Source organism: Shewanella colwelliana ATCC 39565 (genome assembly GCF_000518705.1).
Classification (GTDB): Bacteria; Pseudomonadota; Gammaproteobacteria; order Enterobacterales; family Shewanellaceae; genus Shewanella; species Shewanella colwelliana.
Genome location: NZ_JAEC01000030.1, coordinates 17,884 through 44,447, shown reverse-complemented (window position 1 = coordinate 44,447; position 26,564 = coordinate 17,884). Strand labels below are relative to the sequence as shown.

The window sequence follows — 26,564 nt, the reverse complement described above, 5'->3', positions numbered from 1 at the left end:
AAAGATAATAATGGCAATGAAGGGTGTCTTTGAACGGAAATAAAATCACAAAGAACATTGAGGAAATAAAAACAATGAAACTAAAAAAAGTACATGTAATGACCCTGGCGGCCATTTATGCCGGTGCTGCAGGAGCAAGTGCTGACAGCACCAATGCAGATACTTTATATTCTTCGAATATTAAGCCAATCGTGATCACCGATGCGATAAAAAAATATAACGACAATAAGTATAAAGATCGTGTGTCAGCTGAAGTCGTTGCTGAAACCCGAAATAGTAATGGCCGAAATGTGCATCGTGCTATTTCAAGTACGGATCAAAAAATCCCTTTTGTTTATGAAGATAATATTTCTGGTGAACAAACCTATATTATTCAATTAGCAGATAAGCCAGTTTCATTATATCAAGGCGGGGTGGCCGGGTTAAATGCGACGACGCCAAGAGCGAATAAAATTCCAGCGGCTTTAAGCCCGCAACTGCATGATAAAGTTGACATCAACAGTAGTGATGTACGTTCTTATCGTAGCTACCTTGCTGATAAACAGGCTGGTGTCACCTCGCAAATTACTAGCTTAGTGGGTAATGCTAAAACCATTGCTAACTATCAACTTGCCTTTAACGGCATGTCTATGCGTATGACTCAAGACCAAGCGGCCCGTGTGGCTGATTTGGATGGTGTGGTTAGCGTGACCCGTGAAATAATCTATCAATTACAAACCGATGTTGGCCCGCAGCATATTGGCGCGGACAAGTTTTGGACTGGCGAAGTCACTGGTGAAGAATTTACCGGTAAAGGCATTGTTGTTGGTGTACTCGATACAGGGATTAACTCTGACCATGAATCGTTTACAGCACAAGGCGATGATGGCTACGTACATCAGCTGCCAGCACGATATGATGGTTACATCGGTGATTGTGAGCTAGAAGAGTTTGCCAGCATGTGTAATGACAAACTTATTGGTGTGCGCTCTTACCCTGCGATTACCGACTCTTATAGCGATGAAAGTTTTCAACCTGATAAAGGTTGGTGGGAAATCGAAGGCCCACTAAGACCTGCTAATGGTGAAGATTACAACGGCCATGGTTCTCATACTGCTTCTACTGCTGCGGGTAACGTGATTTTAGATAGTACCTATATGGTACCTGATGTTGGTGTAACCAGTGACGGCAAACCAACTGACTTAATGTTACCGCGCATTTCTGGTGTCGCGCCACACGCTAACGTAATTATGTACCAAGTGTGTCACCCAGGTGATGGCAGCTTTAATAATTATACTGGTTGTCCTGGATCTGCATTACTTGCAGGTATTGAAGATGCAGTCGCCGATGGCGTTGATGTCATTAACTACTCAATTGGTACGGCTTATGGCGCATTCCCATGGGAAGATCCTATGGAAATGGCCTTTTTAGCCGCTCGTGAAGCTGGTATTTCGGTTGCGGCCTCGGCTGGTAACTCGTTTGACCCTTCACTTGCTTCAGAGCGTCGCGGCGCAATTGACCATCTTTCACCTTGGTTAACCTCTGTTGCTGCAGCAACCCATAGTCGCGAGTTTAGTGTTGAAGGTAAAATGCTGACTGGCGCCACTGGTGGCGAACAAGAGCTACCAGAACTTGTTGGTGGTGGCATCACTGAAGGTTACACTGGCCCAGTGGTTGAAGCAAAAGCCTACGGTTGGCAGTATGAAAAGTGTAACGAAACCTTCCCAGCAGGCTTTTTTGACAACTCTCCCGAAGGCATTCCATATGACACTGCGCCAATTGTAGTTTGTAAGCGTGGTGATATCGCTCGTGTACAAAAAGCCATTAACGTAGCAGAAGGCGGTGCTGGTGGTTTTATTTTACGTAACGCCAGCTCGAGTGAATCGGTTAATAACGATCCTTATGTAATCCCAGGTATTCACTTGCCTTATAGTGGCTATTATGGTGATGCTTCAACTAACTGGTTTGGTTTATCAAGTTGGTTATCTAAAGGCAGTGATCATCAGTTAACCATCACGGCTTCAAATGTCGTGACCAGTGAGCGTATCCCTAATGCGTTAGCGGATTTCTCATCTCGTGGTCATAACTTTGATAACCCTGAAGTCATGTCACCAAACCTTGCAGCTCCTGGTGTCGATATTTATGCGGCATGGGCTGATGAAATGCCGTTTTCTGGTGTAGGTGTACCAGGTGACTACAACACCATTAGTGGTACTTCAATGGCAGCACCTCATGTTGCAGGTGCAATGGCATTATTAAAGCAAGCGCAACCAAGTTGGACTCCAGCACAAATTCAGTCAGCATTAATGATGACGGCGAATTTAGATGACGTGACTCGCACGGTTGAAACCTACCCCTTTGTTGATTTAGAGCCAGCAGGCTTTAGCGATGCAGGTAGTGGTGTGATTAACGTTGCTCGCGCATTTAAAGCGGGTTTAATCATGGATGAAACCGGTGACAATTACCGCGCTGCTAACCCTAAAAATGGCGGCACAGTTAACACCCTAAACGTGCCATATTTTTACAATGAAAGCTGTAGCGGCACTTGTACCATGATGCGTACATTTACAGCGACCGCAGATGGCAGCTGGACGGTTGATGCAGAGACATTAGCAATGGACGGCGCTGACATGTTGTCACTTGAAGTGTCACCTAAGACATTTAGTCTTAGCAAGGGTGAAACACAAGCCATCATGCTGACCGCAACAGTGTTAGAAGTTCAAGCACCGGGTGCAGATTCATCATCTCTACGCTTACTAGGTGATGTGACTATTACCCCTGCAAGCACGGATATGCCACTGCAACATTTACCGGTTAGCATTCGCTACAGTGGTACCAGTATGCCTGAAAATGTGGTGGGCAATATCCACCGTCAACAAGGGCATATTTTAACCCCTGAAATTAACACTGAAGAAATTCAAACCTTTAATAGCCGTGTAAATGGTTTAGTTAAAGCGGAACTTTTTGATGTGCAAATGCAGCGCAGTGATGTGCGCGACTTAGACAATACCGCGCAATCACGTATTGATGATGGTCAAGTGGTTAACTTCTTTGAAGTGCCAGAAGGCACTAAGCGTATCGTGTGGGAAGTAGTAAAAGCCGACTATAACGCTTACGCATCGCTAGATATTGGTATGGATGTCAATAACGATGGTGAAATCCAGTGGAATGAAGAAGCCATTTGTTACTCACGCATTGATAACAACGATTACTGTGCCATCAATAATCCAACCCCAGGAACCTACTGGGCTTATGGTTCTAACTATAAGTATGAGTGGGAAGATGAAGCTAACCTTGCTGACAACATGACCTTCGCTTTAGCTGTTATCGGTGATCAAGATGATGCTAACCTAACCGCTGTTGGTCCAGATTCATCAAATGGCATGGACCCTTACCGCGTACAGTTAAACTACGATTTAGCTGATGCAGTAGAAGGCGATGTTTATTATGGTTATGTGGGAATTGGTAGCGACAGCTATAACGATGATAACTTAGGTTATATCCCGGTACAGCTTATTCATGACGGCAGCGATACCGAAATTGAAGCAAGCCATACTAGCGCCAAAGCTGGCGATATCGTTGACTTTGAAGTCAGTCTTGCGCCTAACTTGTTAGGTGGTGAGCGTCAGTTAACCTTAAGTACTGAACTTGCTTCAGGCTTCCAGTTAATTGAAGACAGCGTTCAGGTTTCTGGCTTACCGCAATACACAGAAGACATGACAATTGATGGCAATACCATTGCATTTAATACTCTGCAACCTTCGTCATTAGATACCCCACGTCACTATGTGTATAGCACTAGCTTAGAAGATGCGACGTGTCGTATTCCTGCACAAATGCAGGGCGCGAGTGACACCTTTGTGGATGTACCAAGTGAGTTTGGTTTCTCTGATTTAGGCATTACTGGCTATTCTAATCAGTATTTGAGTATTCCAATGTCGGCTAATGGCTTACCTCATGTACCTTTATATGGTGCAGAGCAAGAGATGCTGCATGACTTACTTGAAATCTCACCATTTGGTTATGTGAAATTTGACGAAATGCCAGATTTCTATAACTTCCATTATGAGTTCAACAATGCATTCCAAAGCTTCCCAGACACTATGGTTGCCCCATTGTGGCGTGGTGATGTGATGATGCCAGAAGTGGCATTCCGTGAAGACATCGGCGTGGTAACTAACTTAGTGTATGGTGCTGTAGTTGATGACTACTATGTGTTCCAGTGGAAAGGTGGTGCAGAAATTAATAACCGCTTTACCGGTAACCGTAACCCAGATGCATCTGCTTACTTTGATGTTGAAACCATTATTTCAACTAAGTTAGATTTTGCCCCTGGTGCCCATGAAATCATGTTTGGTTATCAAGCGCTACAAACGGCTAACGGTCATTTTGGTTCAATTGGTCTACATGGTTACTATGGTGAGCGTGGTACTTATGGTCCTGTGGACGGTTGGTACAATGACGGCTTTGCTTATAATGATGTCGATGACAAAGTGGCAGAAGGCATACTGGTTTGTGCTGACTATCAAGGCCCTGAAAGCTCAGCCTTAACAGTTAGTTTCTCAGCTCGAGTATCGGCAACTGCAGTCGGAATGGATAATGCGGTAACGGTTAGCAGTCAATACGCTGATTCAGAGTTAGTAACGGTATCCCATACGGTTTCATCACCAAGTAATATTCAAGTTGCAGGTTTTGCAGACCAAGTGATTGAAGAGAATAGCTCTCTTACAATGGATGTGGTTTATGCGGACCAAAAAGGCACTGTGAATGGCATTATGGTGGCAGGTGATAACATCACTGCGGTAGTTGAAGGCAATAGTATTACGATTACCCCAGATACCGATTGGTTTGGTGAAACTATGGTATCGGTAACGGTACATGATATGGCCTACCCATCGGATGCAGCCTCTACCAGCTTCATGCTAACAGTAAGCTCTGATGGGATTGAAAATGGTTGTACCGATTCAAGTGCAACTAACTATGATGCCGACGCTAATACTGATGATGGTTCATGTACTTACCCTGTAGTGGAAGAAGCTAAATCAAAATCAAGCGGTGGTAGTTTAGGCTTCTTAGCCTTAGGTTTATTAGGGTTGTTTGCTGGAGGACGTCGTAAACTGCACTAGTAAAATTAATTAGTTGAGAACGTTTCAACCTTGTCAACGGGCCCTCAATGAGGGCCCTTTTTTATCTAACCATCGCTTCAACGTCAATACTTTTACGATTAAGTTCAGGTCAAAGCACTCAGTAGTCATCTCGCGGTGATGTCCTTCTGTTTACGCAGTAATACAATACTGAAACAGACAACAAAAAGCCTTCATAAAGAAGGCTTTTAATAACTAACAGTAAATAGTTTCAATTAAGAAATTACTTTTCCATCGCGTGGCAATCAGCACACTCAGTAATGGTTAGCTCTGGAGTATGCATCTCCATATCGATGGTGTGCGCTTCGTCAATACCATGGCAATCAGCACAGGTCGCAAGCGTCGCTTCAGACTCAGTATGCATAGTTAAGTCGATAGTCTCATGACAATCGGTACAATCAAATGCCGCGGCAGAACCAGCAAAAAGTAAAGTGGTTGCTAACGTCGCTAAATACTTCATAAAAAACTCCTGAGTCAGCAATGTCATCTCACTGACGAAATAGTAAAAGTGAATGTGGCGACTTCATGCCTGCTCACAATAAGAGTGTAGTCTCTCATTGCTTGCGTAAAAACTAAAGCCAACTACAAATCTATGGGATTAGATTTGACCACAGAGATTAATTGAAACTTAAAAGCGCGAAATAGTGAGTGAAATTGCTGCCAGCATCAAACTTTATATCTGCGGTTTGTGACAAACCTCATAACATGGCGTCAGGACGAAGCGAACCATTTGAGCTAAATCGCACTCAATAAAAAAGCTGCCTGAAGGCAGCTTTTTTATTTGGCTTACTCTAATAGCTTAGAATGATGTCCGCTTATAACGACGATACTCAGCGGTCCAGAAATTATCTTCAATCGCTTGGCGCAACAACTCATCACTACATGGCAATGCATGGCCTTGCTCAACAGCCACTTTAGCTACCGCAAACGCGATATGCTTACTCACCTCATGAATATCTTCAAGTGATGGCAGTAACGAGCCCTCGCCCTCTTTTGCCAAAGGCGAACACTCTGCTAAGGCTCGACTTGACGCCATTAACATCTCGTCACTGACACGGTTAGCACCTGAGGCAAGCACACCGAGGCCGATACCAGGGAAGATATAACTGTTATTGCACTGAGCAATTTCAAAGGTTTGCTCTTCTATCACCACAGGCTCAAACGGGCTCCCCGTGGCAACTAATGCCTCACCTTTGGTCCAATGCAGAATATCTTTGGGTGTTGCTTCAACGCGGCTGGTCGGGTTTGACAGTGGGAAGATAATTGGACGCGCGCAATGAGTATGCATCGCCTTAATGATCTCTTCACTAAATAAACCAGGGGCGCCTGATACACCGATTAATACTGTCGGTTTACCATTATTCATGACATCTAATAGGGAGATGTTTTCATTGTCAGTATGCCAAGCATTTACTTCTGCCGCTTTCTGAGCCAAATTCTGCTGGAATGGCAATAGATTAGGCATATTGTCTTGTAACAATCCCCAACGATCAACCATAAACACTTGCTGGCGCGCTTGTGCATCACTGATCCCTTCTGACACCATCTGTGCCACAATCGCTTCAGCAATACCGCACCCAGCACTCCCTGCACCTAAAAACGCAATACGTTGCTGGCAAAGTTGCGTGTTAGCAGCTTTACAGGCAGCAAGCAGTGAACCGACAGTGACTGCAGCAGTACCTTGAATGTCGTCATTAAAACAGCAATATTGATCTTTATACCGTTCAAGGAGTGGCATCGCATTCTTTTGCGCAAAGTCTTCAAACTGAATCAAGGCATCAGGCCAACGACGATGTACCGCTTGCATAAAGGCTTCGACAAATTCGGCATACTCTTCACCACCTACACGCTGATTACGCCAACCCATATACATAGGATCTTCTAGCAGATGTGGATTATCGGTGCCCACATCCAAGGTAATAGGCAATGTGTACGCGGGGCTAATACCACCACAACTGGTGTAAAGTGAAAGCTTACCAATGGGGATCCCCATGCCACCAATCCCCTGATCGCCCAGTCCCAAAATACGTTCGCCGTCGGTAACCACAATAATCTTCACCTTTTGACGGGTTGAGTTATTTAAGATGTCATCGATACGGTCTTTATTCGGGTATGAGATAAACAGCCCGCGATTACGGCGGTAGTTCTTCGAGAAACGCTCACAAGCCAAGCCCACGGTTGGCGTGTAGATAATAGGCATCATCTCGGTAATGTGGTTCTGCACCAAACGATAGTAAAGCGTTTCGTTAGTGTCTTGAATATTTCTAAGATAGATGTGCCTATCGAGATCATTACCAAAATTTTTGTATTGGTCATAGGCCCGTGAAGCCTGCTCCTCAATGGTTTCAATCACATGAGGCAGTAGACCTTCAAGGTTAAAAAAGATCCGCTCCTCTTCCGTAAAGGCACTGCCTTTATTAATCAAGGGAGCCTCTAGAATGGCTGGACCGGCAAAAGGAAGATATAGCGGGCGTTTATTATCGTCCATTGGTAACCTTTTCTCTGTTTTTGTAATGGTTGAAGTGGCTGTCGCTTTAATTTGGCAAGATTACCACAAAGTGTGATCTTTGTTGTCTTTTCGGCGATCATTTTTTGATTAACTTCACGCGCCAGCTGTTTTAAACAACGTAAAAAACACCAAAAAAAAGCACAGCCTAAGCTGTGCTTTCAATCGCTATTTGGGGCTTACTTTCCACGATGTTGAATCGACAACCCTGTTAAGAAGTTGCGTAAAACTTGGTCACCACACTCTTTAAAGTGCTTATGGCCAGGCTTTCTAAACAAAGCACCCAGCTCAGATTTACTCATATTGAAATCGGCCAACGCCAAGGCGCTTAAGATATCGTCTTCACGTAGCTCGAGTGCGACTCTCAGCTTTTTGAAGATCAAGTTATTGTTTAATTGTGATACTGGCTCAGGGATCTCTGCGCCCTCTTTCAAACCACGCTTCTCTATGATTAATCCATCAAGAAAAAGACATAATGTCTTATCATTACAAGGCTTATAGCCCTCTTCAGCCTCTTTCTTTAGCAGATCAAGTAGAGTGTCTAGCTCCATCTCATGCTTTACTTTAGCAAAAATCTTAATCATCTTTGCGTTTTTGTAATCAAATACAAAACGGATGCGGCGTAATATATCGTTGTTAATCATAACTTAATTTCTTCACTTAACGGATCCCGCGGCGGCGTGATCATCTTTGGCCGACATTATAGCTGAGTTTTCTCTCAACTAAGGGTTTATTTTCTCAGCGATGTGAGACGAAATAAGATGCTCACGCAAAGTGTTGCGCAACTTATCATGCAGGCCAAACACCCTATCCATGTCATCAAGTGGCCAGGAGACATTTTCCATCACCACTAAGTAAGTCTGGCTTTCTGGGTAACTCAGGCTGAGGGACTGATATCCCGGCAAATAACCAGAATGGCTATATTCAGCAATAGATTGTTCACTGATTTGCACCCCGTAACCATAATAGAGATCCTCCCAGCGGTGCCCGCGCTTTATACCTGGCGTAATCATCTGTTGATAACTCCTTGCAGAAAGCAACTTGCCATCATGAAGAGCTTGCAAATACTCCACTAATCCTGCAGCGGAGCCAAGCATTCCACCACCGGGCAGTAAGGCATTACTGATCTCGTATTTTATCGGCTCCAAGACACCATCCCCTTGCATAGCAAACCCAGGGGCTAACATTGCCGCGTTGCCGGACAACTTCACACGCCCTATTGCGCCTAAACTTGCCCTAATTCCAGTGAGGCTATGTGTGTCAAGATACTGATTGACCCGCTGTGCAAAGGGTTGCTGGTATTGATAAGCAAGTACTTGAGCCAACACCTCATATCCTAAGTTTGAATATTGAAACTGGCTACCTGGCGTAAAGCGATTATTTTGGCCAATTGGCGCTATGCCGGAACTGTGATTAAGCAGCTGGCGGATAGTGATATCTGGGTGGTAGAGCGACTGCTTAGCCTGTGCTAAGTAATCATTTAGCGGCTTATTTAGCGCCAATGCCCCCTCATCAACGGCGTTAAGCACCACTGCAGCGGTGATCATTTTCGACTGTGACGCAAGCAAAAACGGACTAGCGCTGCTCAGCGCTTTTTGCCCTTCAGTTGTCTGTTGATATTCATAAATGGGTTTGCCACCTTGTACCAGCAATATCACCCCATAAAAAGGCCGGTCGTTGGTCACGATGAGCTTATCGAAAGCGCGCGTCAGCACCTCCACATTGATAGAGGATTGAGTAACCCTCGAATTTTCATTGGCACTAGCAAACAGCGGTAAGGCGCACACCAACATACAGGTGAATCGCCACCGTTTATCTAAGAACAACATCTATTTATATCCCTATATTTACCACCAAAAGCGACTAATTACCCATTTTCCAGTAAACAAATACCAGTGCAAAACCTAATAAATACGCCATACCGAACCAAGACAGAGCCCGCATTTTTACCCCATAACGGTCGGCTGATGGCAATGTCTCTGCCGTCATTAAACGGTAATTAAGCCAGGCAAAAATGATGGTGGTCATAAAGGCGAGCGTCATGACAAACTGCAGCAAAGGTAACAAGGCCCCCTTGAAAAACAGAATAATCGCCAACCCTAATAGACACACCAGCAGCATAATGCCACTGAGCAATCGGCTTTGAGCCGTGTTTGTATCATGACGCAATAACTGCCAACCCAAGGCTAATGTCCGGCTGTAGCCATCAATCACTGTGACCGTGGTACTGAAGATGCATAATAGTGCGACGGTACCAATCAGGTAGCGGCTCTGCTCACCAAGCACTTGGCTATAAAGCGTGATCAACTGATCAGCAAACTTAGCGCCAGAGGGAGAAAAGTGTTCGCCACTACCATGCATCACTAATGCACCGAGTGACAGAAACACCACTGCTAAAATAGCAGTCGTGACATAACCTAAATTAAAATCAAATAGTGCTTGTGCTTTGGTGACGGTTTGCTGCTTTTGTTTTTCAAGTAGCCACAATGAGTTCCAACAACTGACCTCAATCGGCGCTGGCATCCACCCCATCATCGCCACCAAAAAGCCAACATGCGCCCATTGCCACGGTGACGGTGACACAAACCCTGGCGGTAAAATAGCTGGTGCATTAAACGCTAGCGCCGCGGCAATCAGGGTTGAAATGGTGAGTAGTAACATAATCACCTTGGTCACCTTATCCAACAGACGATAGTGACCTAATATCAGCAATAACAAACTAGACAACAATACAATCAGTGCTAACAATTCAATAGGTAAAGGAACGAATAAGGTTAACATCGCTGCCGTTAACATGGCGACACCCGCAGTGCTGGCGACAGCAGCAATACTGTTTAGCAGGGTAAACAACACTAAATAGCCACGGCCTTGCTTAAGGTAACCATGCAATAGACTCTCACCTGTCGCGGCGGTGTAACGGGCGCCGGCAGCAAAAAACGGATACTTAAGTAAATTAACCGCCAAAATAACCCACGCTAGCTGCCAACCAAATTCAGCCCCAGCGCGCGTTGATGCAACCAAATGTGAAGCACCTATCGCCGCAGCGGCCATCAATAAACCAGGACCAGTTGCTTTAAAGATAAGATTCATTTTCAGCCAAACTGTTGGCAAGGATGCTGTATCTTGCAAACCATTACTCACTTTTACAATCCCTTATGATTTTGTTGCTAAGCGGTTTTCTATACGCTTTAATGTTTCACTGATCTCTTTTAAACACATCAATGTTTCATCTGGCATCGGCATACTCTCTTGCACCACCTGCTCTGTTAAGGCACTTTTTTGCGCCAACACCTGCGCACGAAACTGCTCCACGTCCTCTACCCCTTGTAAATTAATCAGTGCCCCTGCACCCGATTGTCCTGCGGTTTCAATGGTCAATTTATGGATATTGAAGAAACGCATCAATGGTCCCTGAATCAGCGCCATGTCGGTAATTTTATCTAGTGGAACGGTATTTTCCGTACGGGTAAAAATCCCTTTTCTTACGATAAGTTTTTTAGTGGTTAGCTCAGCACTCATATTGTCGATGTATCGCTTGGTTGCCCACAAACCAACGGGAAACCATATCAACAGTAAGGGGATGCCCACTATGGTGATACACAAGAGTATTGCTCCAGATACCAACCAGTAGAGTCCGAGATTTGTCTTAAACTCTGCTTGCAACAGCTGCTTATCTTCCATAATTATCGCTCCTAAATACTGACCAAATTCTCTACTTCAAACTCATCACTATACAGATTAATCAACCAAAATCATGAGTTTGTTGTTCATAACATGTAGTTATAAAAGGTGTTGACTTTGTTATATAAGAGATTACTTTAGTAACGTTGTGATAACAACGGGTGGCAGTAGTTTGCGGTAGTCACTGAACTAAAATTATAAATAATACATTAGGGACAATCATGAAAAGACCTCAATACTGGCGTAGCGCATGCGCTATCGCTGTGACTATCGCGTTAACCCCTCATGCCTATGCCGCCGACACCGATGATGAACAGAAAGTTGAGCGCATTGAAGTAACAGGCTCACGTATCAAGCGTACCGATATCGAAGGACCTTCACCGATCCAGTCGATCAGTAAAGATGATATCGCCAACATGGGTTTCGATAACCTACAACAATTACTTGAAAAGATGCCCGCCAACGGAGCTGGCGCATTTTCAACTCGAGGTAACAGTCAAGACTCTACCGCCAATGGTGGTGCATCCATCAGTCTTCGAGGTCTAGGCCCTGACGCGACGCTGGTGTTAATCAATGGACGACGCGTCGGTACCAGTGCATTTGCCGAAGGCATTACCAACTCGTTTGTCGATATTAATAATATTCCCGTCTCAGCTATTGAGCGTATCGATATTCTAAAAGACGGTGCGTCAGCCATCTATGGTTCGGATGCGATTGCAGGCGTGGTGAATATCGTTCTCAAGAAAGATATCGAAGGTATCGAAGTTAATTTAGGCTATGGCGATGCGTCAGGCTCTGGTTATGATGAAACTACTGCTAGCTTAGTCTGGGGCGTAAAATCAGATAAAGGCAGCGCCTCAATTATTCTTGATTACTTTAAAAACAACACATTGGCAGCCAGTGAAATGGGCCGCTTCGGTACCGCCAATCAATCACCTTATGGTGGCGAAGACTTCCGTTCATCACGGGGGTTCCCTGGCTACTTCTATGTGGACGGCGTTAAGACCATCGACCCAGATTGCCCACCAGAAAATGCCACGGCAAGCGGTAGTTGCCTGTTTGATTACGGCCCCTATAACTTAACAATTCCAGCCGCTGAGCGAGTTGGCGCTATTGGTCAGTTTGACTATCACTTTAATGATGAACTAAGTGCTTTCCTTGAAGTGTCTGTGCAGCACAACACCTCGGAAGCGGGCGGTGCACCAACGCCATTAGATGAAGATGCAGGGCTGACCGTTCCGGGTTCTCATCCAAATAATCCTTGGGGTAAAGATATTGAAATAGGTCGTTACCGTACCGTGGATGCGGGGGCACGTCGCTGGGATATTGAATCAGATTCCATGCGCCTAGTTGCAGGTCTTCGCGGTGCCATCAACGAATGGGACTGGGAAGTCTCGGCACAAAAAGGTCGAAGTGAGTCCACCCAGTCAGGCGATCGCACGCAAGGTTGGGTAAGAACAGATTACATGCAGGCAGAAATCGACGCCGGTAACTACAACCCATTTGGTGGTACGACTAACCCGCAGGATGTGATCGACCGCATTACCACCAGCCTGGTAAGGCAAGGTGTCTCCAACATCACCTCCTATGATGCCAGCATCACAGGTCAAGCTTTCACCATTGGCGATCGTGATATCATGATGGCAGCGGGCGCTGAGTACCGGGAAGAGGATGTTAGCGATATACCAGATGAGCAGTTCCAACGCGGTCTAATCTTTGGTACCGAAGCCGTTTCAGCCGCAGCAGCCCGAGACCAATATGCAGCCTATGTCGAATTTTCAATTCCGATGACTGATAATTTCGAGTTACAACTTGCAGGCCGTTATGACCACTACAGTGATTTTGGCTCTACCACTAACCCAAAAATCGCTTTCCTTTGGGGCATGACCGATGCGCTAACAGCTCGAGGTTCATGGTCTACAGGTTTTAGAGCTCCCTCTTTGGCACAAATAGGCCTAGGCCCATCGAGAGAAAGCACGTTCTTTATTGACACTTATCGTTGTGCTGCTGACGGCGTAGATTGTACCGCATTGGATTACAACACTGAGTTTGCCGGCAACGCAGGCCTTGACGCTGAAGAGTCAGAAACGTGGAACCTGGGTATGATCTGGGCACCAAGCCAACAGTTTGATATCGGCTTTGATGTCTACAGCATTACCCAAGACAACAAAATTGATAAGCAACCACTTGGTGATATCTATACTGCCAATTGTGACAATCAAAACAGCACTGTCTGTGAACGTTTAGCGCCGCAAACAGGCCAAGCATTAGGGCCTATCAGTGTTATTCACTCAAGCTTTATTAACCTGAGCTCACAAGAGGTTCAAGGTGTTGATCTCTCAGCCCATTATGGCTTGGAACTCGACAGCTTTGGTGACATTAAGTTTGGATTGGAATACAGCTATTTGCATAGTTTTGAAAAAGACAACATGGATTACACTGGCGAATACAAGTTCCCGCAGCATCGTTGGTTAGCAACAACTAACTGGCAGAAAGACAACTTCGCAGCCAATGTCAATTTCAGCTATATCGGTGAATTTGAAGACACGCCTGATATCGATTTTGATGGTGTACTCGACTTTGAAGATAATCAGTCTCGCATGGTCGAGTCACAACTGCTCGTCGACATGTCTGGATCATACCGTTTCAACGACACCTTTAAACTTACTTTAGGGGTTAATAACGTGTTTGATACCGACCCATCATTCGCTATCGGCGATGGCGACTCGGACCTCTACGGTTATGTGATTTCTGTTCATAACCCTATGGGCCGCTATATCTACACTAAGCTCTCGATGAACTTCTAATTTTTATGCTTTGTTAAGCAACACCTAGTAACAAAAATGGCATCCTATGGATGCCATTTTTTCGACTACAATCAATCATCCGTTGTGTAGCGGACGTTGTTTTAAGGGAATAATAGATGATCACTTTATATGGAACACCAAGAAGTCGCGCGCTGCGTGTGTCTTGGCTGTTAGAAGAGCTAGGCATTGATTGGACCTTTTCATTTATCAACTTTTCGAAGGGGGATAATCGCAGCGACAGTTTCTTAGCACTCAACCCAAGCGGTAAAATTCCGGTGATATCGGATGATGACTTAGTGCTCACAGAATCTGCAGCCATCTGCCAATACCTTGCAGAGAAATATGGTGAAGGACGCTTTTTACCCTCAGCTGGTACAACCAACGCTGGTCATTATCATCAGTGGGTAAGTTTTATTATTTGCGAATTAGAACAACCGTTATGGACCATGGGCAAGCACAAGTTTGCCCTGCCGGATGAGCAACGTCAGCCCTGTATTTTACCGGTAGCTAAATGGGAGTTTGATAAAGCTGCCGCCCTCGCTGAAGCCATGATGCCCAACACGCCCTACTTACTCGGTGACGAACTCTCTGTCGCCGATATTCTATTAGCACATACACTCATGTGGGCTACGGTATTTGAACAAACCCTACCACCAAAACTGACCGCTTTTAGAGACAGACTACAAACCCGCCCAGCACTCGCAAAAGCACTGGCCAAAACTGAAGCTATCGCTGCTCAAGATACTCCATAATCAACAAGATAAGTTCATTGCAGTGGCAGTAGATTTTTGATTGCCACTGCCATTCTTCAAATAGATCAATAAGGTATTGCCCTTAAGGTCAAAATCAACGTCGCCAACCCAATCAAGCTTCTCTATCAGTTTCAGCTCATAACGTCCCATTGACATAGGGTATTGCAGATAGAAATAGTGATAGGCTTTGCCAAAGGCACCAGGGTCCGCTGTTGTCATATAGAGTGTATGTTCACCAAATGTTTTGACCCTCTGTTCTTGGTCACCACTCTTTGCAAACGTCAATGACATAAACACCCCCATAGCAAGCAGCACAACTTGAGCCATCGCCAACAGGTACCCAAGGGCTGCAGCGACGCTAACTGCCCAGCGCTGTGTCATGGGCAAAGACCAAATGCCGTATCTCTTATCCAGCAGATAGAGGCCAGCAACCACTGCAATTAATTTTAGTAATAATAATGGTATTGTCAGCGCATTCATTAAAGCGGGGCTATAAAAGTCCCCCCCGAAAAAACCCGGTAGCACACTGTGCAACAGCGGTAGAATGATGAGTAATGCTATGGTGACTAACAACTTAACATCCTGTTTTATCATAGATTCGCCCTGTATATCCTTATGCTCCCCATTAAATTTCCCCCTCGCTAATCGTCACTGCGAGACAATGCAGCCATCAAGGTGCTATGAGAATAAACGTACCACAATCGCCATTTAAGCTTAACGCTCTGCTCATAAAAGATAATTAAACAAAAAAGGAAGCCACTGGCTTCCTTTTTTCTCAATATATTCATTTACTCAGCCATTAAATCTGAGTGGCCGCCCATTTCGCGCGACTTTCGCGGCTCTCTTTTAGGCCTGCTGTTTCACGGTAAGCTTTATAGGCTTCAACATCTAATGCGACTAAGGTGACATCCACCTCAAGCACTAATTTGCACTCTTTCTTAATGCGCCATGCTGCTGTGTTGTACAATTCGGTCAAAGGCAACGCACTTAAGAATTCAGGATTGTAAGCGGTATAGATAGCTTGAGTCGGGTAAACAACAAAGCTTAGGGTGCGCTTAGGTTCTTTACTGAATAGCTCTTCAATACCATCACAGGTATTGAGTACCTGCATCTCAATGGTTTCATCAAGCTCAAGTAGTTTTTTTGCCGCCAATCCTGAGACATCTGCCTCCCCAGCTTCCCACGCCAGTACTTGCTCTTCCGTTGACTTTGATAGGTCTGCAACCTGCGCCGCACTTAACCCAAGTGAGTGTCTTAGGTACTTTATTTCAATTGCATTTAATTCTGCTTTCTTTGACATTGTCTTTTCCAATTCGATAATAATTCTTATGAGCCTAGGCGTTGATCCAAACTTCTTCAGCCCACTGCCAGAATGACTCCCAGCACTCTTCATCCAGTTCGCCGTCACGCCATAGCATCACTTGCCCTTCTTGGTCAATGCAGTAAAAGTCGTCGCCCATCTGACAGATAGCGATATACTCCCGCGGCAGGCCGATAGACCAGGCATAAGAGGTCACTTCAGAGAGATAAGTGTGCGAGTGTGGATCACTGGCGGTCACCGGCTCTAAACTGCCATGAATTACATCACTGGCAAATAACAGATACTCTTTCAACTCTGATGGCAGAGGGATCAGGATCTCCTCCTCCACTTCCACAAGCTGCTCGAACGTTGGCAGCTCTAATGGTACAGGAACGGTTTCGCTTAATTCCTGTAGTTGCTCGATGAGGTCATGCATGGTGTGTTCACTGCTAAAATGGCTATTGGGCGCAAGTATATCGCCTTTACTTTAATTTTGTTAGCGTGCTATGCCGCTGCCTCGATAAGATTAGCGCCATCAATACGCTTATAATACAACCACGCTTTGTGATACAACTTATGTGAAGATTGACGTAGCTGAGTTATTTTAGCCAACTCAATGTCATTCAGTGCTCGATTTTGCTGCTTAGCTGCCGTTTCGATAGCTTGCACCGCCTCATATACCAGATGCTCATCGCCACTCTTAATCTCGGCAATCGCTTTAAGATGAAGCTGTACCTCGGCAATCATGTCTGTTTTAGGCAGCTGAACCAACAGATTTAGGTCACGATAACCAGAGGCCTTAGGTGCCGCGAAACGGTTTTTAACCTGCACTATTTTGGCTTGCTCTGACAGTGATTCAAAGGCCATCATCACACTATGAATATCATCCGCAACTATGGTGGCTCTGGCGAGGTCGGTGATGCGGCTAGCATCGCCATCAAATTTGGTCGCCACTTTTTGCGCGGCGCGCTCATAACTTTTAATGCCAGGAAGCTGCAGCTCATATTGCTGCTGAGCGTTTAGCTGACTCAACATATTTCCTAACTCTTCCTGGGCGTTGTGAGCATTGGCATAAAGCTGGTCGAAATCTGCAATGGGTTGGCGAATAGCTTGGTTGGGAGTGCTACTTAATGCCTGTAAACCTGCAAGGTTTTTATTGAACGCACGACGCTCGGCAAAATGACTACTGTCTTTAATTTCATTAGGGGAATCAAAGGTGGTCGCAAATCCACTGCGGGTTGACAGTAACAACAAAAATATAAAAAAGGTGCGAAACAATCTATTCATAACCATCCTCGGTAATTCATCAGCCTTGAATTTTGTACCTATCGATAGTTAATCTAGCCTGCCATCACTTAACCAATGCTGAATGGCATATGAACAATTATTCATCAAAGATGATCGTTAATCTATACCCATAAAAAAAGAGCGCTTTGCGCTCTTTTTAATATGACTATCAGTGGTTAGATTACCAAATTTTTACACGTTTCTCAGGTGCAATGTACATAGCATCGCCCTCTTTCACGTCAAATGTCGTGTAGAACTCAGGCATGTTTGACAGTGCACCGAGTGAACGGAACTTAGCAGGTGAATGCGGGTCTGTGGCTACACGGTTACGCATAGATTCTTCTTTAATCTTAGCGCGCCAGATCTGGGTGAAGCCAATAAAGAAGCGCTCATCGCCAGTTAGACCGTCGATAACAGGGGCTTCTTGACCATTCAATGACATTTTGTAAGCTTTGTAGGCAATTGTTACACCAGAAAGATCACCAATGTTTTCACCAAGAGTTAGCTCACCATTGACGTTTAGATCGTCAAATACCGCATAACCATTGTACTGGTCAACCAAGGCTTTACCACGAGCAGCAAACTCTTTTAGGTCTTGTTCAGTCCACCAGTCACGCATGTTGCCTTCACCGTCAAACTTCGCACCTTGGTCGTCAAAACCATGGCCCATTTCATGACCGATCACCGCACCAATACCGCCGTAGTTAACCGCATCATCCGCTTCCATATTAAAGAAAGGAGGCTGCAAGATTGCCGCTGGAAATACAATTTCATTCATGGTTGGATTGTAGTAAGCGTTCACGGTTTGTGGCGTCATGTGCCACTCCCACTTACGGATTGGTGAACCTAACTTCTCAAGCTCTTTTGCATGAGATAGTTCGCTTGCACGCATGCCGTTGCCCACTAAGTCATCGCCCTTAATTACCAACTTATCGTAATCTTCCCAGCGATCTGGGTAACCGATTTTAGGATCAAACTTAGCCAGCTTATCTTTAGCAGCCACTTTAGTGTCAGGGCTCATCCAAGATAGGCTTTCGATGCTTACACCATAAGCGCCACGCAGGTTCTCAACAAGTCCTTGCATACGCTGCTTAGCTTCTGGCGTGAAATGACGCTTCACATACACCTTACCAACAACTTCGCCTAGTAAACTGTTCACCGCACCAACACCACGCTTCCAACGAGGCTCTTGTTCAGCTTGACCATTAAGGGTCTTTGAGAAGAACTCAAAGTTCTCTGCATCCAACTCTGAACTTAAGTTACCCGCGAAGTGAGTTAGCGTATTCCACTTCATGTAGGTTTTCCACGTCGCTAAATCATTAGCTTTAAGCACTTCATTGAAACCTTCAATAAAGCTCGGCTGGTTGATAATGATATCAGTTTGCTTATCGGCGCCTAATGTCTTTAGGTAGCCCGCCCAGTTAACATCTGGTGCAAGCTTAGCAAGATCTGCAACTTGGTATAGATTATAGGTTTTAGTGCTATCGCGGCTTTCAACCACATCCCAATGACGGCTAGCAATCGCAGTTTCTAATGCGAGCACTTGCTCTGCACTCGCCTTAGCATTCTCAAAACCCGCTAAGGTAAACATCTTCTCAATATGAGCAACGAAAGCTTTACGGATGTTAACGAAGCGCTCATCTTCATTAAAGTAATAATCTTTTTCTGGCAGGCTTAAACCATACTGCCAGATATGCGTCGCGTAACGACTAGAGTCTTTCGCATCGACATTGATATAAAACGCTAACGGCGTACCGCCACCAATAATTTGACTATGGGCGAAGTATTCAACCAACTCATCTTTATTTTGTAGTGCAGCAATCTTATCTAATTCGCCCTGAATAGGCTTAAGACCAAGTTTGTTTAACGTTTCGGTATCCATGAATGAGCGATAAAGATCGGCAACTTTTTGCTCGTCACTGCCAGGCGTTAAGTTTGGCGTGGCAGCCACTTCTTCGATGATCGCTTTAACATCATCACGAGACTTTTCACGTAAATCATAAAAAGCACCAGTGCTGGTGCGATCACTTGGGATTTCGGTGTTCTTAATCCAAGTGCCGTTTACGTAGTCATAGAAATCGTCTTGCGGACGAACTGACTTATCAAAATTAGCAAAGTCGATACCTGAACTAAGCGCTTTTTCTACAGCAACAGCTGCTTCAGTTTTAGCGGTTTCTGGTGCTTTAACTTCTGCTTGATCACTATTACAAGCGCTAAGGCCGACGATTAGGGAGGCGCATAAACCTCCAACAAGAACTTTCTTCATGTGAATTCCTTTTAAAATGCTTAGTTAATTTATTGTTTTATTTAGCAATGCTACTGTCATGGTGAAACCAAAGTGGTGCAATATATGCCTTAGGATACGTATGTTAATGTTTTTAGGCCAATGTAAACAAGCCTATCGCCGTCAGAAGCAGGAATTATCGATACTTGATATGTAAGTAAAGGTTTCCTAACCTCCAATCCCTTAGCCTACATAACTCCTTTAAATAGCCTTAATCATCTTCGCCGGATTCCCCACAACTAGGGTTCTTGCAGCCACATCTTTAGTTACCACTGCGCCTGCACCAACTACAGCTTCATCACCTATGCTCACTCCTGGTAAAATGATAGCACCACCTCCAATCCATACTCGTTCGCCAACATGGATTGCCAGCGCAGTTTCAATTCCCTGGCAACGCTGAGCGGCATTATGTGGGTGACTCGCTGTATAAAACTGCACATTCGGTCCGATCATGGTTTGTGCCCCAACGGTTATCGGCGCATTATCTTGCAAGGTCACGTTGGCATTAATAAACACCCCTTTGGCAAGATAAAGGTTAATACCATAGCTGATAAAAAATGGGCTTTTAATTATCGCATTGTCGGAAACATTAGGTAGAAGCAATGAGTCAGTATTGCCAGCAATGTTCAGGTGGTGATTGTAAGCCTGCTGCTGTTGCCAAAAATGCAGTAGCTCACTGTCGAGGCAGTTATACTGCTCACCACTGATCATCTTAATGAAATTTTTATTGTGACGAACGGGTTCCGTTATTGACATACTATTCTCCTTATCTAACAGGATAATCGCTGAATAAGTAGGATTTTACTACGCAAATACTTTCCCTTTGTGAACGCTGGCTTCATAATGACCGCCTTGAAAGTCAATAACTGAGTTAACCTGTGCGTTTAGACAAATTTATCTGTGAATCAACCACGCTTACCCGATCTCTAGCCAAAAAAGCACTGCATCGAGGTGACATTACCTGTGATGGTGAAGTGATCAAAAACTCGAGTTTTAAAGTCACGGATAAACATACCATTTGTCTCGATGGCCAACAGCTATCCGTGATAGGTCCACGTTTCATTATGCTTAATAAGCCAGTCGACACCATCTGCTCGACTATTGATGAACAGTACCCATCGGTTTTAGGCCTGCTTGATGTCCCTAAAACTGACGAGTTACACATCGCAGGGCGTCTCGACGTAGACACCACAGGATTAGTACTTATCACTAGTGATGGCCAGTGGTCACATAAAATAACCTCACCTAAAAAAGAGTGTGGTAAGCGCTATCTTGTGCAGCTTGCCGATCCAATCGACAATGCGCTCATTGATACTTTCGCTCAGGGCGTGGCATTGAGAAGTGAAGAGGGGTTAACCAAACCGGCAGTGCTGGAAATCATCGACTCACACCAAGCACGACTGACTATCACCGAAGGTAAGTATCATCAGGTCAAACGTATGTTTGCTGCGGTAGGTAATAAGGTCGTGGGACTGCATCGTGAATCTATTGGCGAGATAGAATTAGATAATGACTTAACCCCAGGGCAATGGCGCTATCTCACCACCAAAGAGATTAAGTCAATATAAGGCTTATTTAAGCCAGTTAGAAAAAGAGCCATAGGACTGGCTCTTTTTTTATCCCTCAATCACACTCTTGATACTATTGAGCAAAGCTCTATCTGTGCGTGCTTTTTTTCAGCTTCTTTGCGCTCTCTTTTAGCGATGCATCAGACAAACGCGTGAAGATATTATTGTACTCGTTTTCATCTATCGCCTCATCGCTATCAGCAAGCTCTGCAATATCTTGGGCGACGCGGCTAAGCTGCAACCAAGCATTGGCAATATAGAAACCATGAAAATCCGCTTGAGGTAACAAAGCCATGGCACTGGCAGGCAGAGCCTCCCACGCGGTGATAAATTTCTCATCACTATCTTCTAAAAGTTCATTGCACAGATTTGCATAGGCCTCAAGCAGGTTAGCAGGCACTTTATCCATTGGGATTACACTGTTACAAACATTTAGCGCCACCAGCTCTGCACGTTGTTTATAGTCAGAATTCATCTAAGTCTTACTCCACATAAATTGATCAACCGCAGTATACGGCATTAGTGTCTAGCGGCTAATACTGCCCCTAACGGCTGTACTTATTGTAACGTCCAGCGCCATAAGGGTTGCCTTTATACTCGCCCCGAATACAAATTGCAAAAATGGGCACTGTAGATTCAGCTGCCTACCTTAAAACCAACGATAGAACAACAATTAACCATCAAGGCTAAAAAATGCACTTTTTACTGTCAAATTACTGACATCTGTATAAAATAGTTACAAATTAAAACAATATGCTATGGTTAAGTGGTCAGTTAGCTGGGTCTTGAACGTCAAAAATGATAATAAAAACAAATAAGAACTCACTACTTTTCAGCCTTAGGCTATTGGGCCTTTACTTGCTGCTGCTTGTTCCATACAGCCATGCTGAAACCGTCTCAGATGATGCATTAAGCAACGAGCAGATATTCAGCGCGCTAGACAGCGGTGCCATAGGCGACATAGCAACTATTGATCAATATTTAGCTCAACTCAAAAATAGTATCACTATCGATAACCTTCAGGACTACCTGAGATTACAGCGCGCCATCTGTTGGAATAGCTTCGACATAGAGAAGCGAGAAAAGATAAGTGAGGCGATTGAGTTCGCAAACTTAAAGCTCACCTCTGATATTGTTGCCAGCTCTCCTATTACCGTCACTGACCTCAAGTTGTGCCGGGCATTTATGTACCAGATGGCGGGTGACGTCGACCTCGCCATTAAAGAATACGATCAGGTCATTGCAGAAAGCTATCTATTAGAATCACCTCGATTAATTGCTGACTCACGTTCTTTACGCGGCGCGCTCTACTCTTTTCAAGGTAACTTTGCGCAAGCGTTAGAAGATCTCATTACCGCGCAAAACCTTTATGAATCGCTGAATCTCGAACACTGGGCACTCTATAATTTATCTGACTTAGCCACCAGTTACCGCCGCTTTGGCGATCCACAGACTGCTATCAAGTATTACAAGAAACTTATCGATAAGTTTATGAGTACAAACGATACAGATAGCGCCAATGGCATGAAAACTGAGATAGGCTTCGCCCTTGAAGAGCTCGGAGAGGATGAAGCTGCGCTAGCGATGCATTTAGAAAGTTACCTTTATTGGAAAAAAAGTATCGGCATCAAAGGTAGTGCTCATACTGCTATAAATGTCGCTGGAGCCTTGATTAAACTAGGGCGCATTAAAGAAGCGGGTCAATACCTCAAAGATGCCGAGCAGTTTATCGACCCCTCGTTAGGAGCATCCTACAGCTTCATGCGCCTCTATCAAGCTCAAGTCGCTGTTGAACAGGGCCAGTTCGATACTTCACTTGCCTTTCTCGATGCAGCCAAACAAGCCTTTATACACATAAAAAACGCCCGTGGATTAGAGTTGCTGTATCAAATAGAAAGCGATATTTACGCAAACCAACAAGATTGGCAACAGGCTTTCAACGCGCTAAAAAGTTATATTGCTAACCATAAGCAGCTCGATAACACTCAGCAAACGACTCGCACCACCGAGATGCGGACTCGTTTTAATACTGAGCAGATTGAGCGAGAAAACCAGCAACTTATTGAACTGCAAAAAATAAAAGAGAATGAACTCTACATTTTAAAACAAAACAAATACTTACAGATGTTAGTGATTATTCTTGGTTGTATTATTATGGTGATTCTCTCTATCTTCACGTATAAGCAATCACAAAAGTCGAAACTCCTGTCGATACTGGCATTGACGGATCATCTCACTCAGCTACCTAATCGTCGCTATACCTATAGCAAAGGTGACGGCTACTTTAAATCCAAAGACAGTAACGAGCAGCCATTGTCATTGATCCTCTTTGATGCCGATCACTTCAAGAAGGTGAATGATCAATACGGTCATGATATTGGTGATAAAGTGCTTATCGCCTTGGCAAACATCAGTAATGGTTTAATGAGAAAACAAGATTTAGTGGGCCGCGTCGGTGGTGAAGAGTTTTTGGTTATCTTGCCCGGCACGACGGCAGAACAAGCCCTCAATATTGCACAACGCCTAGTAACAACCATTGAAAGTGGCGGTTTTGAAGATATTTATCCTAACTTTAAATTGACCATCAGTGCGGGAGTAGCGACCTACATAGCTGATAAAGACTTTAATATGCTGCTTAAACGTGCCGACAAGGCGCTTTATCAAGCAAAATCGGCTGGACGTAACTGCGCCATATTAAGCACTGAAAATGCACGCTAATCTATGCTAGTTAGCGTGACAATTTCTCTATTCATTTCAAGCTCGGCAAACCATTTATGGTAAAGCTTACCGAGCTTACCGCTTTTTTTATAAGCCGCTAGCCCTTGATGCCACTGCTCGATAGTAGCTTTAGGTGTTCCCACCGAAAACGCGAAATAGAGATCAATCTCCGCCAACTCTAATACGGGCCTAACACTATCAAAACTCATATCTACTTCATCTAATAGGGTCGCCACAGCCAAGTCCGCCTGACACCAAAAGCGCACACGATTGTGACTGAGCTGTTTCGCTGATTGTTGTGGAAAACTGGCCACCAGCATCTGCTTAATCCCCGCCTTCTTTAAAATTGATTCGCTCAACGAGTTACGATAGACGCCAACAACACCGTGTTCATCGATCTGTTTAATATTAGCGAGCTTGATATCGTCATCGGCTTTGGTATATAAAAAAATACGACTCGTTGCAATTGGGCCGACAAAGTCGAACAGGTGCCTACGTTCTGGGGTTGGAGAGGTCGCAAACAGCATGACATTGGGCTCAGATGATGCCACCGAGTAAGCTCTTGCCCACGGCAACACTTCAATCTGCCCACCTAAGCTAAATTCATCAGCAAGAGCTTGCACCAACTCCACGGCATAGCCTTTGGCAATACCGTCCTCTTGATAACTCATGGGCGCCCAATCTTCAGTCAGCAAACGTAGTTCCGTCGTCGCATTAGCGACAAAAGAACAAAGAAGCAAAAGGAGCGCTGAGAAAACACGATGTTTCAAAAAATTCCCTGACCTATAAATGCGAGTAATTTGATAATGAGTGCTTTGGCTACTTTTCACAACTTTATCCCACCACTAGACTAAAAAAACAGAGTTTGCCGATACCAAAGTGCTCAAACAATTCAAACCGTATAGGCACCTCTATTTGTCTCACGACACTAAACTGCTATCATAAATGGGTTAATTACCTTGTCTGAATACTATGTCTATACCGTCGCCAATGCACCAAATGCTCAGTCAGCAACAACTCGCTAAGCTAGCCCAACAAATTAAAACATGGGGGAAAGCCTTGGGCTTTGCACAAATTGGCATTTGCGATACCGACCTATCAACGGAAGAGGGGAAATTACAAACTTGGTTAGATAATGGCTACCATGGTGAAATGAACTACATGGCAGCCCACGGCATGATGCGCGCTCGCCCCAATGAGCTTCACCCTGGGACAACTCGGGTAATTTCTGCCCGCATGGATTACCTCCCACCTGAAGCCGGTTTTGCCACCAATTTAAGCGACCCTAACCTGGCCTACATCTCACGTTACGCAGGCGGACGTGACTACCATAAGATGATCCGTAATCGTCTAAAAAAATTGGGACAACAGATAGAAGCTGAGCTTATCGAACTGGGCTTCGCCTCCCCCAACTTTCGCCCATTTGTCGATTCAGCACCGATACTTGAGCGCCCATTGGCCGATAAAGCAGGTTTAGGATGGACGGGTAAACATAGCCTTTTACTCAATCAAGACGCTGGTAGTTGGTTTTTCTTAGGCGAGCTGCTTATCGACGTACCACTCCCCGTCGATATACCGATACAAGAAGAGTGTAATACCTGCGTCGCGTGCATAAAGTCTTGTCCAACCAATGCGATTGTCGAACCTTATGTTGTCGACGGTAGACGCTGCATCTCATACCTAACCATTGAACTTCAAGGCGCTATCCCTGATGAGTTTAGGGCCTTAATAGGCAACCGTATTTACGGCTGTGATGACTGCCAGCTCGTTTGTCCGGTTAATAGTCAAGCACCGATAACCCAAGAAAACGATTTTCATACACGCGATATCTTAAAACAGCCACAGCTCACCACACTGTTTGCATGGTCTGAAGCCGAATTTTTAAGCTATACAGAAGGCAGCGCCATTCGACGTATTGGCCATAAAAGATGGTTACGTAACATAGCTGTGGCCTTAGGTAATGCACCCCATTCGCCAGCCATCATTGACGCGCTACTCAAGCGTCGCAGCAGTGAAGAGGTCGATGAGATGGTCGTCGAACATATTGATTGGGCGTTAACCCAGCAGCAAAGCTCTTGCGCCGCGATTAGTCGTAAAACGGCGCGAGTGATCCGCGCCGTTGAAAAAGGTCTTCCTAGGGATGCATAGGAGCCGCTCACTTTTCGAGCATGTTTTGTACGAATTCAGTGGTTTTAGTCAGGGCTATCTAAGGTAAAGCCCACTTTAACCGTCACCTGCCAATGAGCAATAAGCCCTTCTTCTAAATGGCCGCGTGTTTCTACCACTTGAAACCAGCGTAAATGGTGCAAGGATTGACTGGCTGACGCGATGGCATTCTTTATCGCTTCATCTGAGCTAATGGGCGAAGAACCAACGAGTTCGATGATCTTATAGGTGTGACTCATAGCAATGACCTCTTATACCAATACTTTCATTTGAGTATAGAAAGGAAACCTAACTTTGCCCTATTTGTTCATAGCTCATAGCAAAGGATAGAGAGTCAAAAGCCAGTGCTTGGCACTGGCTTTTCCCTCTTAA

Annotated in this window: 20 protein-coding genes and 1 pseudogene; 6 read left to right on the top strand and 15 right to left on the bottom strand. The window is 44.8% G+C overall.

Annotated features, from left to right (window positions below):
• The first annotated feature begins 74 nt into the window (after positions 1-74).
• Positions 75-5,105 (top strand): S8 family peptidase, encoded by a 5,031-nt coding sequence (locus tag L876_RS23190; protein ID WP_028764223.1) that lies wholly within the window; start codon positions 75-77, stop codon positions 5,103-5,105.
• Positions 5,106-5,346: 241 nt separating this feature from the next.
• Here L876_RS23190 and L876_RS0113070 read toward each other — a convergent pair whose 3' ends face one another.
• The 6 genes from L876_RS0113070 to L876_RS0113045 all read right to left on the bottom strand — a co-directional run bounded on the left by L876_RS0113070 (position 5,347) and on the right by L876_RS0113045 (position 11,310).
• The gene (locus tag L876_RS0113070; protein ID WP_028764222.1) at positions 5,347-5,583 is read right to left on the bottom strand and encodes a cytochrome c3 family protein; all 237 of its coding nucleotides are present in this window, start codon (positions 5,581-5,583) and stop codon (positions 5,347-5,349) included.
• A gap of 339 nt (positions 5,584-5,922) precedes the next feature.
• Entirely contained in the window at positions 5,923-7,611 is a 1,689-nt protein-coding gene (locus L876_RS0113065) for an NAD-dependent malic enzyme (protein WP_028764221.1), read from the bottom strand.
• A gap of 197 nt (positions 7,612-7,808) precedes the next feature.
• Positions 7,809-8,273 carry a YehS family protein gene (locus tag L876_RS0113060; RefSeq protein WP_028764220.1) on the bottom strand — a complete coding sequence of 155 codons (465 nt, stop codon included), beginning with the start codon at positions 8,271-8,273 and terminating at the stop codon, positions 7,809-7,811.
• Between the two features lie 78 nt (positions 8,274-8,351).
• Positions 8,352-9,458 carry a serine hydrolase domain-containing protein gene (locus tag L876_RS21745; protein WP_081730703.1) on the bottom strand — a complete coding sequence of 369 codons (1,107 nt, stop codon included), beginning with the start codon at positions 9,456-9,458 and terminating at the stop codon, positions 8,352-8,354.
• Between the two features lie 34 nt (positions 9,459-9,492).
• Positions 9,493-10,719 (bottom strand): Nramp family divalent metal transporter, encoded by a 1,227-nt coding sequence (locus L876_RS0113050; protein WP_051413120.1) that lies wholly within the window; start codon positions 10,717-10,719, stop codon positions 9,493-9,495.
• Between the two features lie 63 nt (positions 10,720-10,782).
• Complete coding sequence (locus tag L876_RS0113045) at positions 10,783-11,310, bottom strand: PH domain-containing protein (RefSeq protein WP_028764218.1); 528 nt, start codon at positions 11,308-11,310, stop codon at positions 10,783-10,785.
• 221 nt (positions 11,311-11,531) lie between these two features.
• On the opposite strand from L876_RS0113045, the gene L876_RS0113040 reads away from it, so the two are divergent.
• Complete coding sequence (locus tag L876_RS0113040) at positions 11,532-14,117, top strand: TonB-dependent receptor (RefSeq protein ID WP_028764217.1); 2,586 nt, start codon at positions 11,532-11,534, stop codon at positions 14,115-14,117.
• Positions 14,118-14,233: 116 nt separating this feature from the next.
• A complete protein-coding gene (locus L876_RS0113035; protein WP_028764216.1) occupies positions 14,234-14,869 on the top strand; it encodes a glutathione S-transferase family protein in 636 nt (211 codons plus the stop codon).
• On the opposite strand, the gene L876_RS0113030 is transcribed toward L876_RS0113035, so the two are convergent.
• From L876_RS0113030 to L876_RS0113005, 6 genes are all read right to left on the bottom strand, one after another.
• A complete protein-coding gene (locus tag L876_RS0113030) occupies positions 14,870-15,463 on the bottom strand; it encodes a hypothetical protein (RefSeq protein ID WP_028764215.1) in 594 nt (197 codons plus the stop codon).
• 205 nt (positions 15,464-15,668) lie between these two features.
• Complete coding sequence (locus L876_RS0113025) at positions 15,669-16,169, bottom strand: DUF4447 family protein (protein ID WP_028764214.1); 501 nt, start codon at positions 16,167-16,169, stop codon at positions 15,669-15,671.
• 34 nt (positions 16,170-16,203) lie between these two features.
• A complete protein-coding gene (locus tag L876_RS0113020; RefSeq protein ID WP_028764213.1) occupies positions 16,204-16,605 on the bottom strand; it encodes an SMI1/KNR4 family protein in 402 nt (133 codons plus the stop codon).
• Between the two features lie 68 nt (positions 16,606-16,673).
• Positions 16,674-17,456: a RelA/SpoT domain-containing protein gene (locus tag L876_RS0113015; protein WP_028764212.1), complete on the bottom strand. Its 783-nt coding sequence runs from the start codon at positions 17,454-17,456 to the stop codon at positions 16,674-16,676.
• 181 nt (positions 17,457-17,637) lie between these two features.
• Positions 17,638-19,722 carry a M13 family metallopeptidase gene (locus tag L876_RS0113010; RefSeq protein WP_028764211.1) on the bottom strand — a complete coding sequence of 695 codons (2,085 nt, stop codon included), beginning with the start codon at positions 19,720-19,722 and terminating at the stop codon, positions 17,638-17,640.
• Between the two features lie 219 nt (positions 19,723-19,941).
• A complete protein-coding gene (locus L876_RS0113005; protein ID WP_051413116.1) occupies positions 19,942-20,496 on the bottom strand; it encodes a sugar O-acetyltransferase in 555 nt (184 codons plus the stop codon).
• A 122-nt stretch (positions 20,497-20,618) separates the two neighbouring features.
• On the opposite strand from L876_RS0113005, the gene rsuA reads away from it, so the two are divergent.
• Positions 20,619-21,308, top strand: a complete 690-nt coding sequence (rsuA, locus tag L876_RS0113000; protein WP_028764209.1) for a 16S rRNA pseudouridine(516) synthase RsuA — start codon at positions 20,619-20,621, stop codon at positions 21,306-21,308.
• A gap of 48 nt (positions 21,309-21,356) precedes the next feature.
• Here rsuA and L876_RS21740 read toward each other — a convergent pair.
• Positions 21,357-21,783, bottom strand: a pseudogene (locus L876_RS21740) (DUF3069 domain-containing protein).
• A 323-nt stretch (positions 21,784-22,106) separates the two neighbouring features.
• Here L876_RS21740 and L876_RS0112990 point away from each other — a divergent pair.
• Entirely contained in the window at positions 22,107-24,026 is a 1,920-nt protein-coding gene (locus tag L876_RS0112990) for a tetratricopeptide repeat-containing diguanylate cyclase (RefSeq protein ID WP_028764208.1), read from the top strand.
• Here the strand turns inward: L876_RS0112990 and L876_RS21735 are convergent.
• Positions 24,023-24,796 (bottom strand): substrate-binding periplasmic protein, encoded by a 774-nt coding sequence (locus tag L876_RS21735; RefSeq protein WP_248674600.1) that lies wholly within the window; start codon positions 24,794-24,796, stop codon positions 24,023-24,025. The genes L876_RS0112990 and L876_RS21735 overlap by 4 nt on opposite strands.
• Positions 24,797-24,998: 202 nt before the next feature.
• On the opposite strand from L876_RS21735, the gene queG reads away from it, so the two are divergent.
• Positions 24,999-26,174: a tRNA epoxyqueuosine(34) reductase QueG gene (gene queG / locus L876_RS0112980; protein WP_051413115.1), complete on the top strand. Its 1,176-nt coding sequence runs from the start codon at positions 24,999-25,001 to the stop codon at positions 26,172-26,174.
• Positions 26,175-26,218: 44 nt separating this feature from the next.
• Here the strand turns inward: queG and L876_RS0112975 are convergent, their stop codons facing one another.
• On the bottom strand, positions 26,219-26,431 hold the full coding sequence (locus L876_RS0112975) for a dodecin (protein ID WP_028764206.1): 213 nt from the start codon (positions 26,429-26,431) through the stop codon (positions 26,219-26,221).
• Positions 26,432-26,564: the final 133 nt, after the last annotated feature.

Excerpts from the sequence above, each read along its gene's own strand:
- L876_RS0113035 (WP_028764216.1), top strand. The coding sequence starts at position 14,234 with ATGATCACTTTATATGGAACACCAAGAAGTCGCGCGCTGCGTGTGTCT.
- L876_RS0113040 (WP_028764217.1), top strand. The coding sequence starts at position 11,532 with ATGAAAAGACCTCAATACTGGCGTAGCGCATGCGCTATCGCTGTGACT.
- L876_RS0113005 (WP_051413116.1), bottom strand. The coding sequence starts at position 20,496 with ATGTCAATAACGGAACCCGTTCGTCACAATAAAAATTTCATTAAGATG.
- L876_RS0113020 (WP_028764213.1), bottom strand. The coding sequence starts at position 16,605 with ATGCATGACCTCATCGAGCAACTACAGGAATTAAGCGAAACCGTTCCT.
- L876_RS0113065 (WP_028764221.1), bottom strand. The coding sequence starts at position 7,611 with ATGGACGATAATAAACGCCCGCTATATCTTCCTTTTGCCGGTCCAGCC.
- L876_RS0112990 (WP_028764208.1), top strand. The coding sequence starts at position 22,107 with ATGATAATAAAAACAAATAAGAACTCACTACTTTTCAGCCTTAGGCTA.
- L876_RS23190 (WP_028764223.1), top strand. The coding sequence starts at position 75 with ATGAAACTAAAAAAAGTACATGTAATGACCCTGGCGGCCATTTATGCC.
- L876_RS0113030 (WP_028764215.1), bottom strand. The coding sequence starts at position 15,463 with ATGATAAAACAGGATGTTAAGTTGTTAGTCACCATAGCATTACTCATC.
- L876_RS0113045 (WP_028764218.1), bottom strand. The coding sequence starts at position 11,310 with ATGGAAGATAAGCAGCTGTTGCAAGCAGAGTTTAAGACAAATCTCGGA.
- queG (WP_051413115.1), top strand. The coding sequence starts at position 24,999 with ATGTCTATACCGTCGCCAATGCACCAAATGCTCAGTCAGCAACAACTC.
- L876_RS0113070 (WP_028764222.1), bottom strand. The coding sequence starts at position 5,583 with ATGAAGTATTTAGCGACGTTAGCAACCACTTTACTTTTTGCTGGTTCT.
- L876_RS0113010 (WP_028764211.1), bottom strand. The coding sequence starts at position 19,722 with ATGAAGAAAGTTCTTGTTGGAGGTTTATGCGCCTCCCTAATCGTCGGC.
- L876_RS0113015 (WP_028764212.1), bottom strand. The coding sequence starts at position 17,456 with ATGAATAGATTGTTTCGCACCTTTTTTATATTTTTGTTGTTACTGTCA.
- L876_RS0112975 (WP_028764206.1), bottom strand. The coding sequence starts at position 26,431 with ATGAGTCACACCTATAAGATCATCGAACTCGTTGGTTCTTCGCCCATT.
- L876_RS0113060 (WP_028764220.1), bottom strand. The coding sequence starts at position 8,273 with ATGATTAACAACGATATATTACGCCGCATCCGTTTTGTATTTGATTAC.
- L876_RS21745 (WP_081730703.1), bottom strand. The coding sequence starts at position 9,458 with ATGTTGTTCTTAGATAAACGGTGGCGATTCACCTGTATGTTGGTGTGC.
- L876_RS0113050 (WP_051413120.1), bottom strand. The coding sequence starts at position 10,719 with ATGAATCTTATCTTTAAAGCAACTGGTCCTGGTTTATTGATGGCCGCT.
- L876_RS0113025 (WP_028764214.1), bottom strand. The coding sequence starts at position 16,169 with ATGTCAAAGAAAGCAGAATTAAATGCAATTGAAATAAAGTACCTAAGA.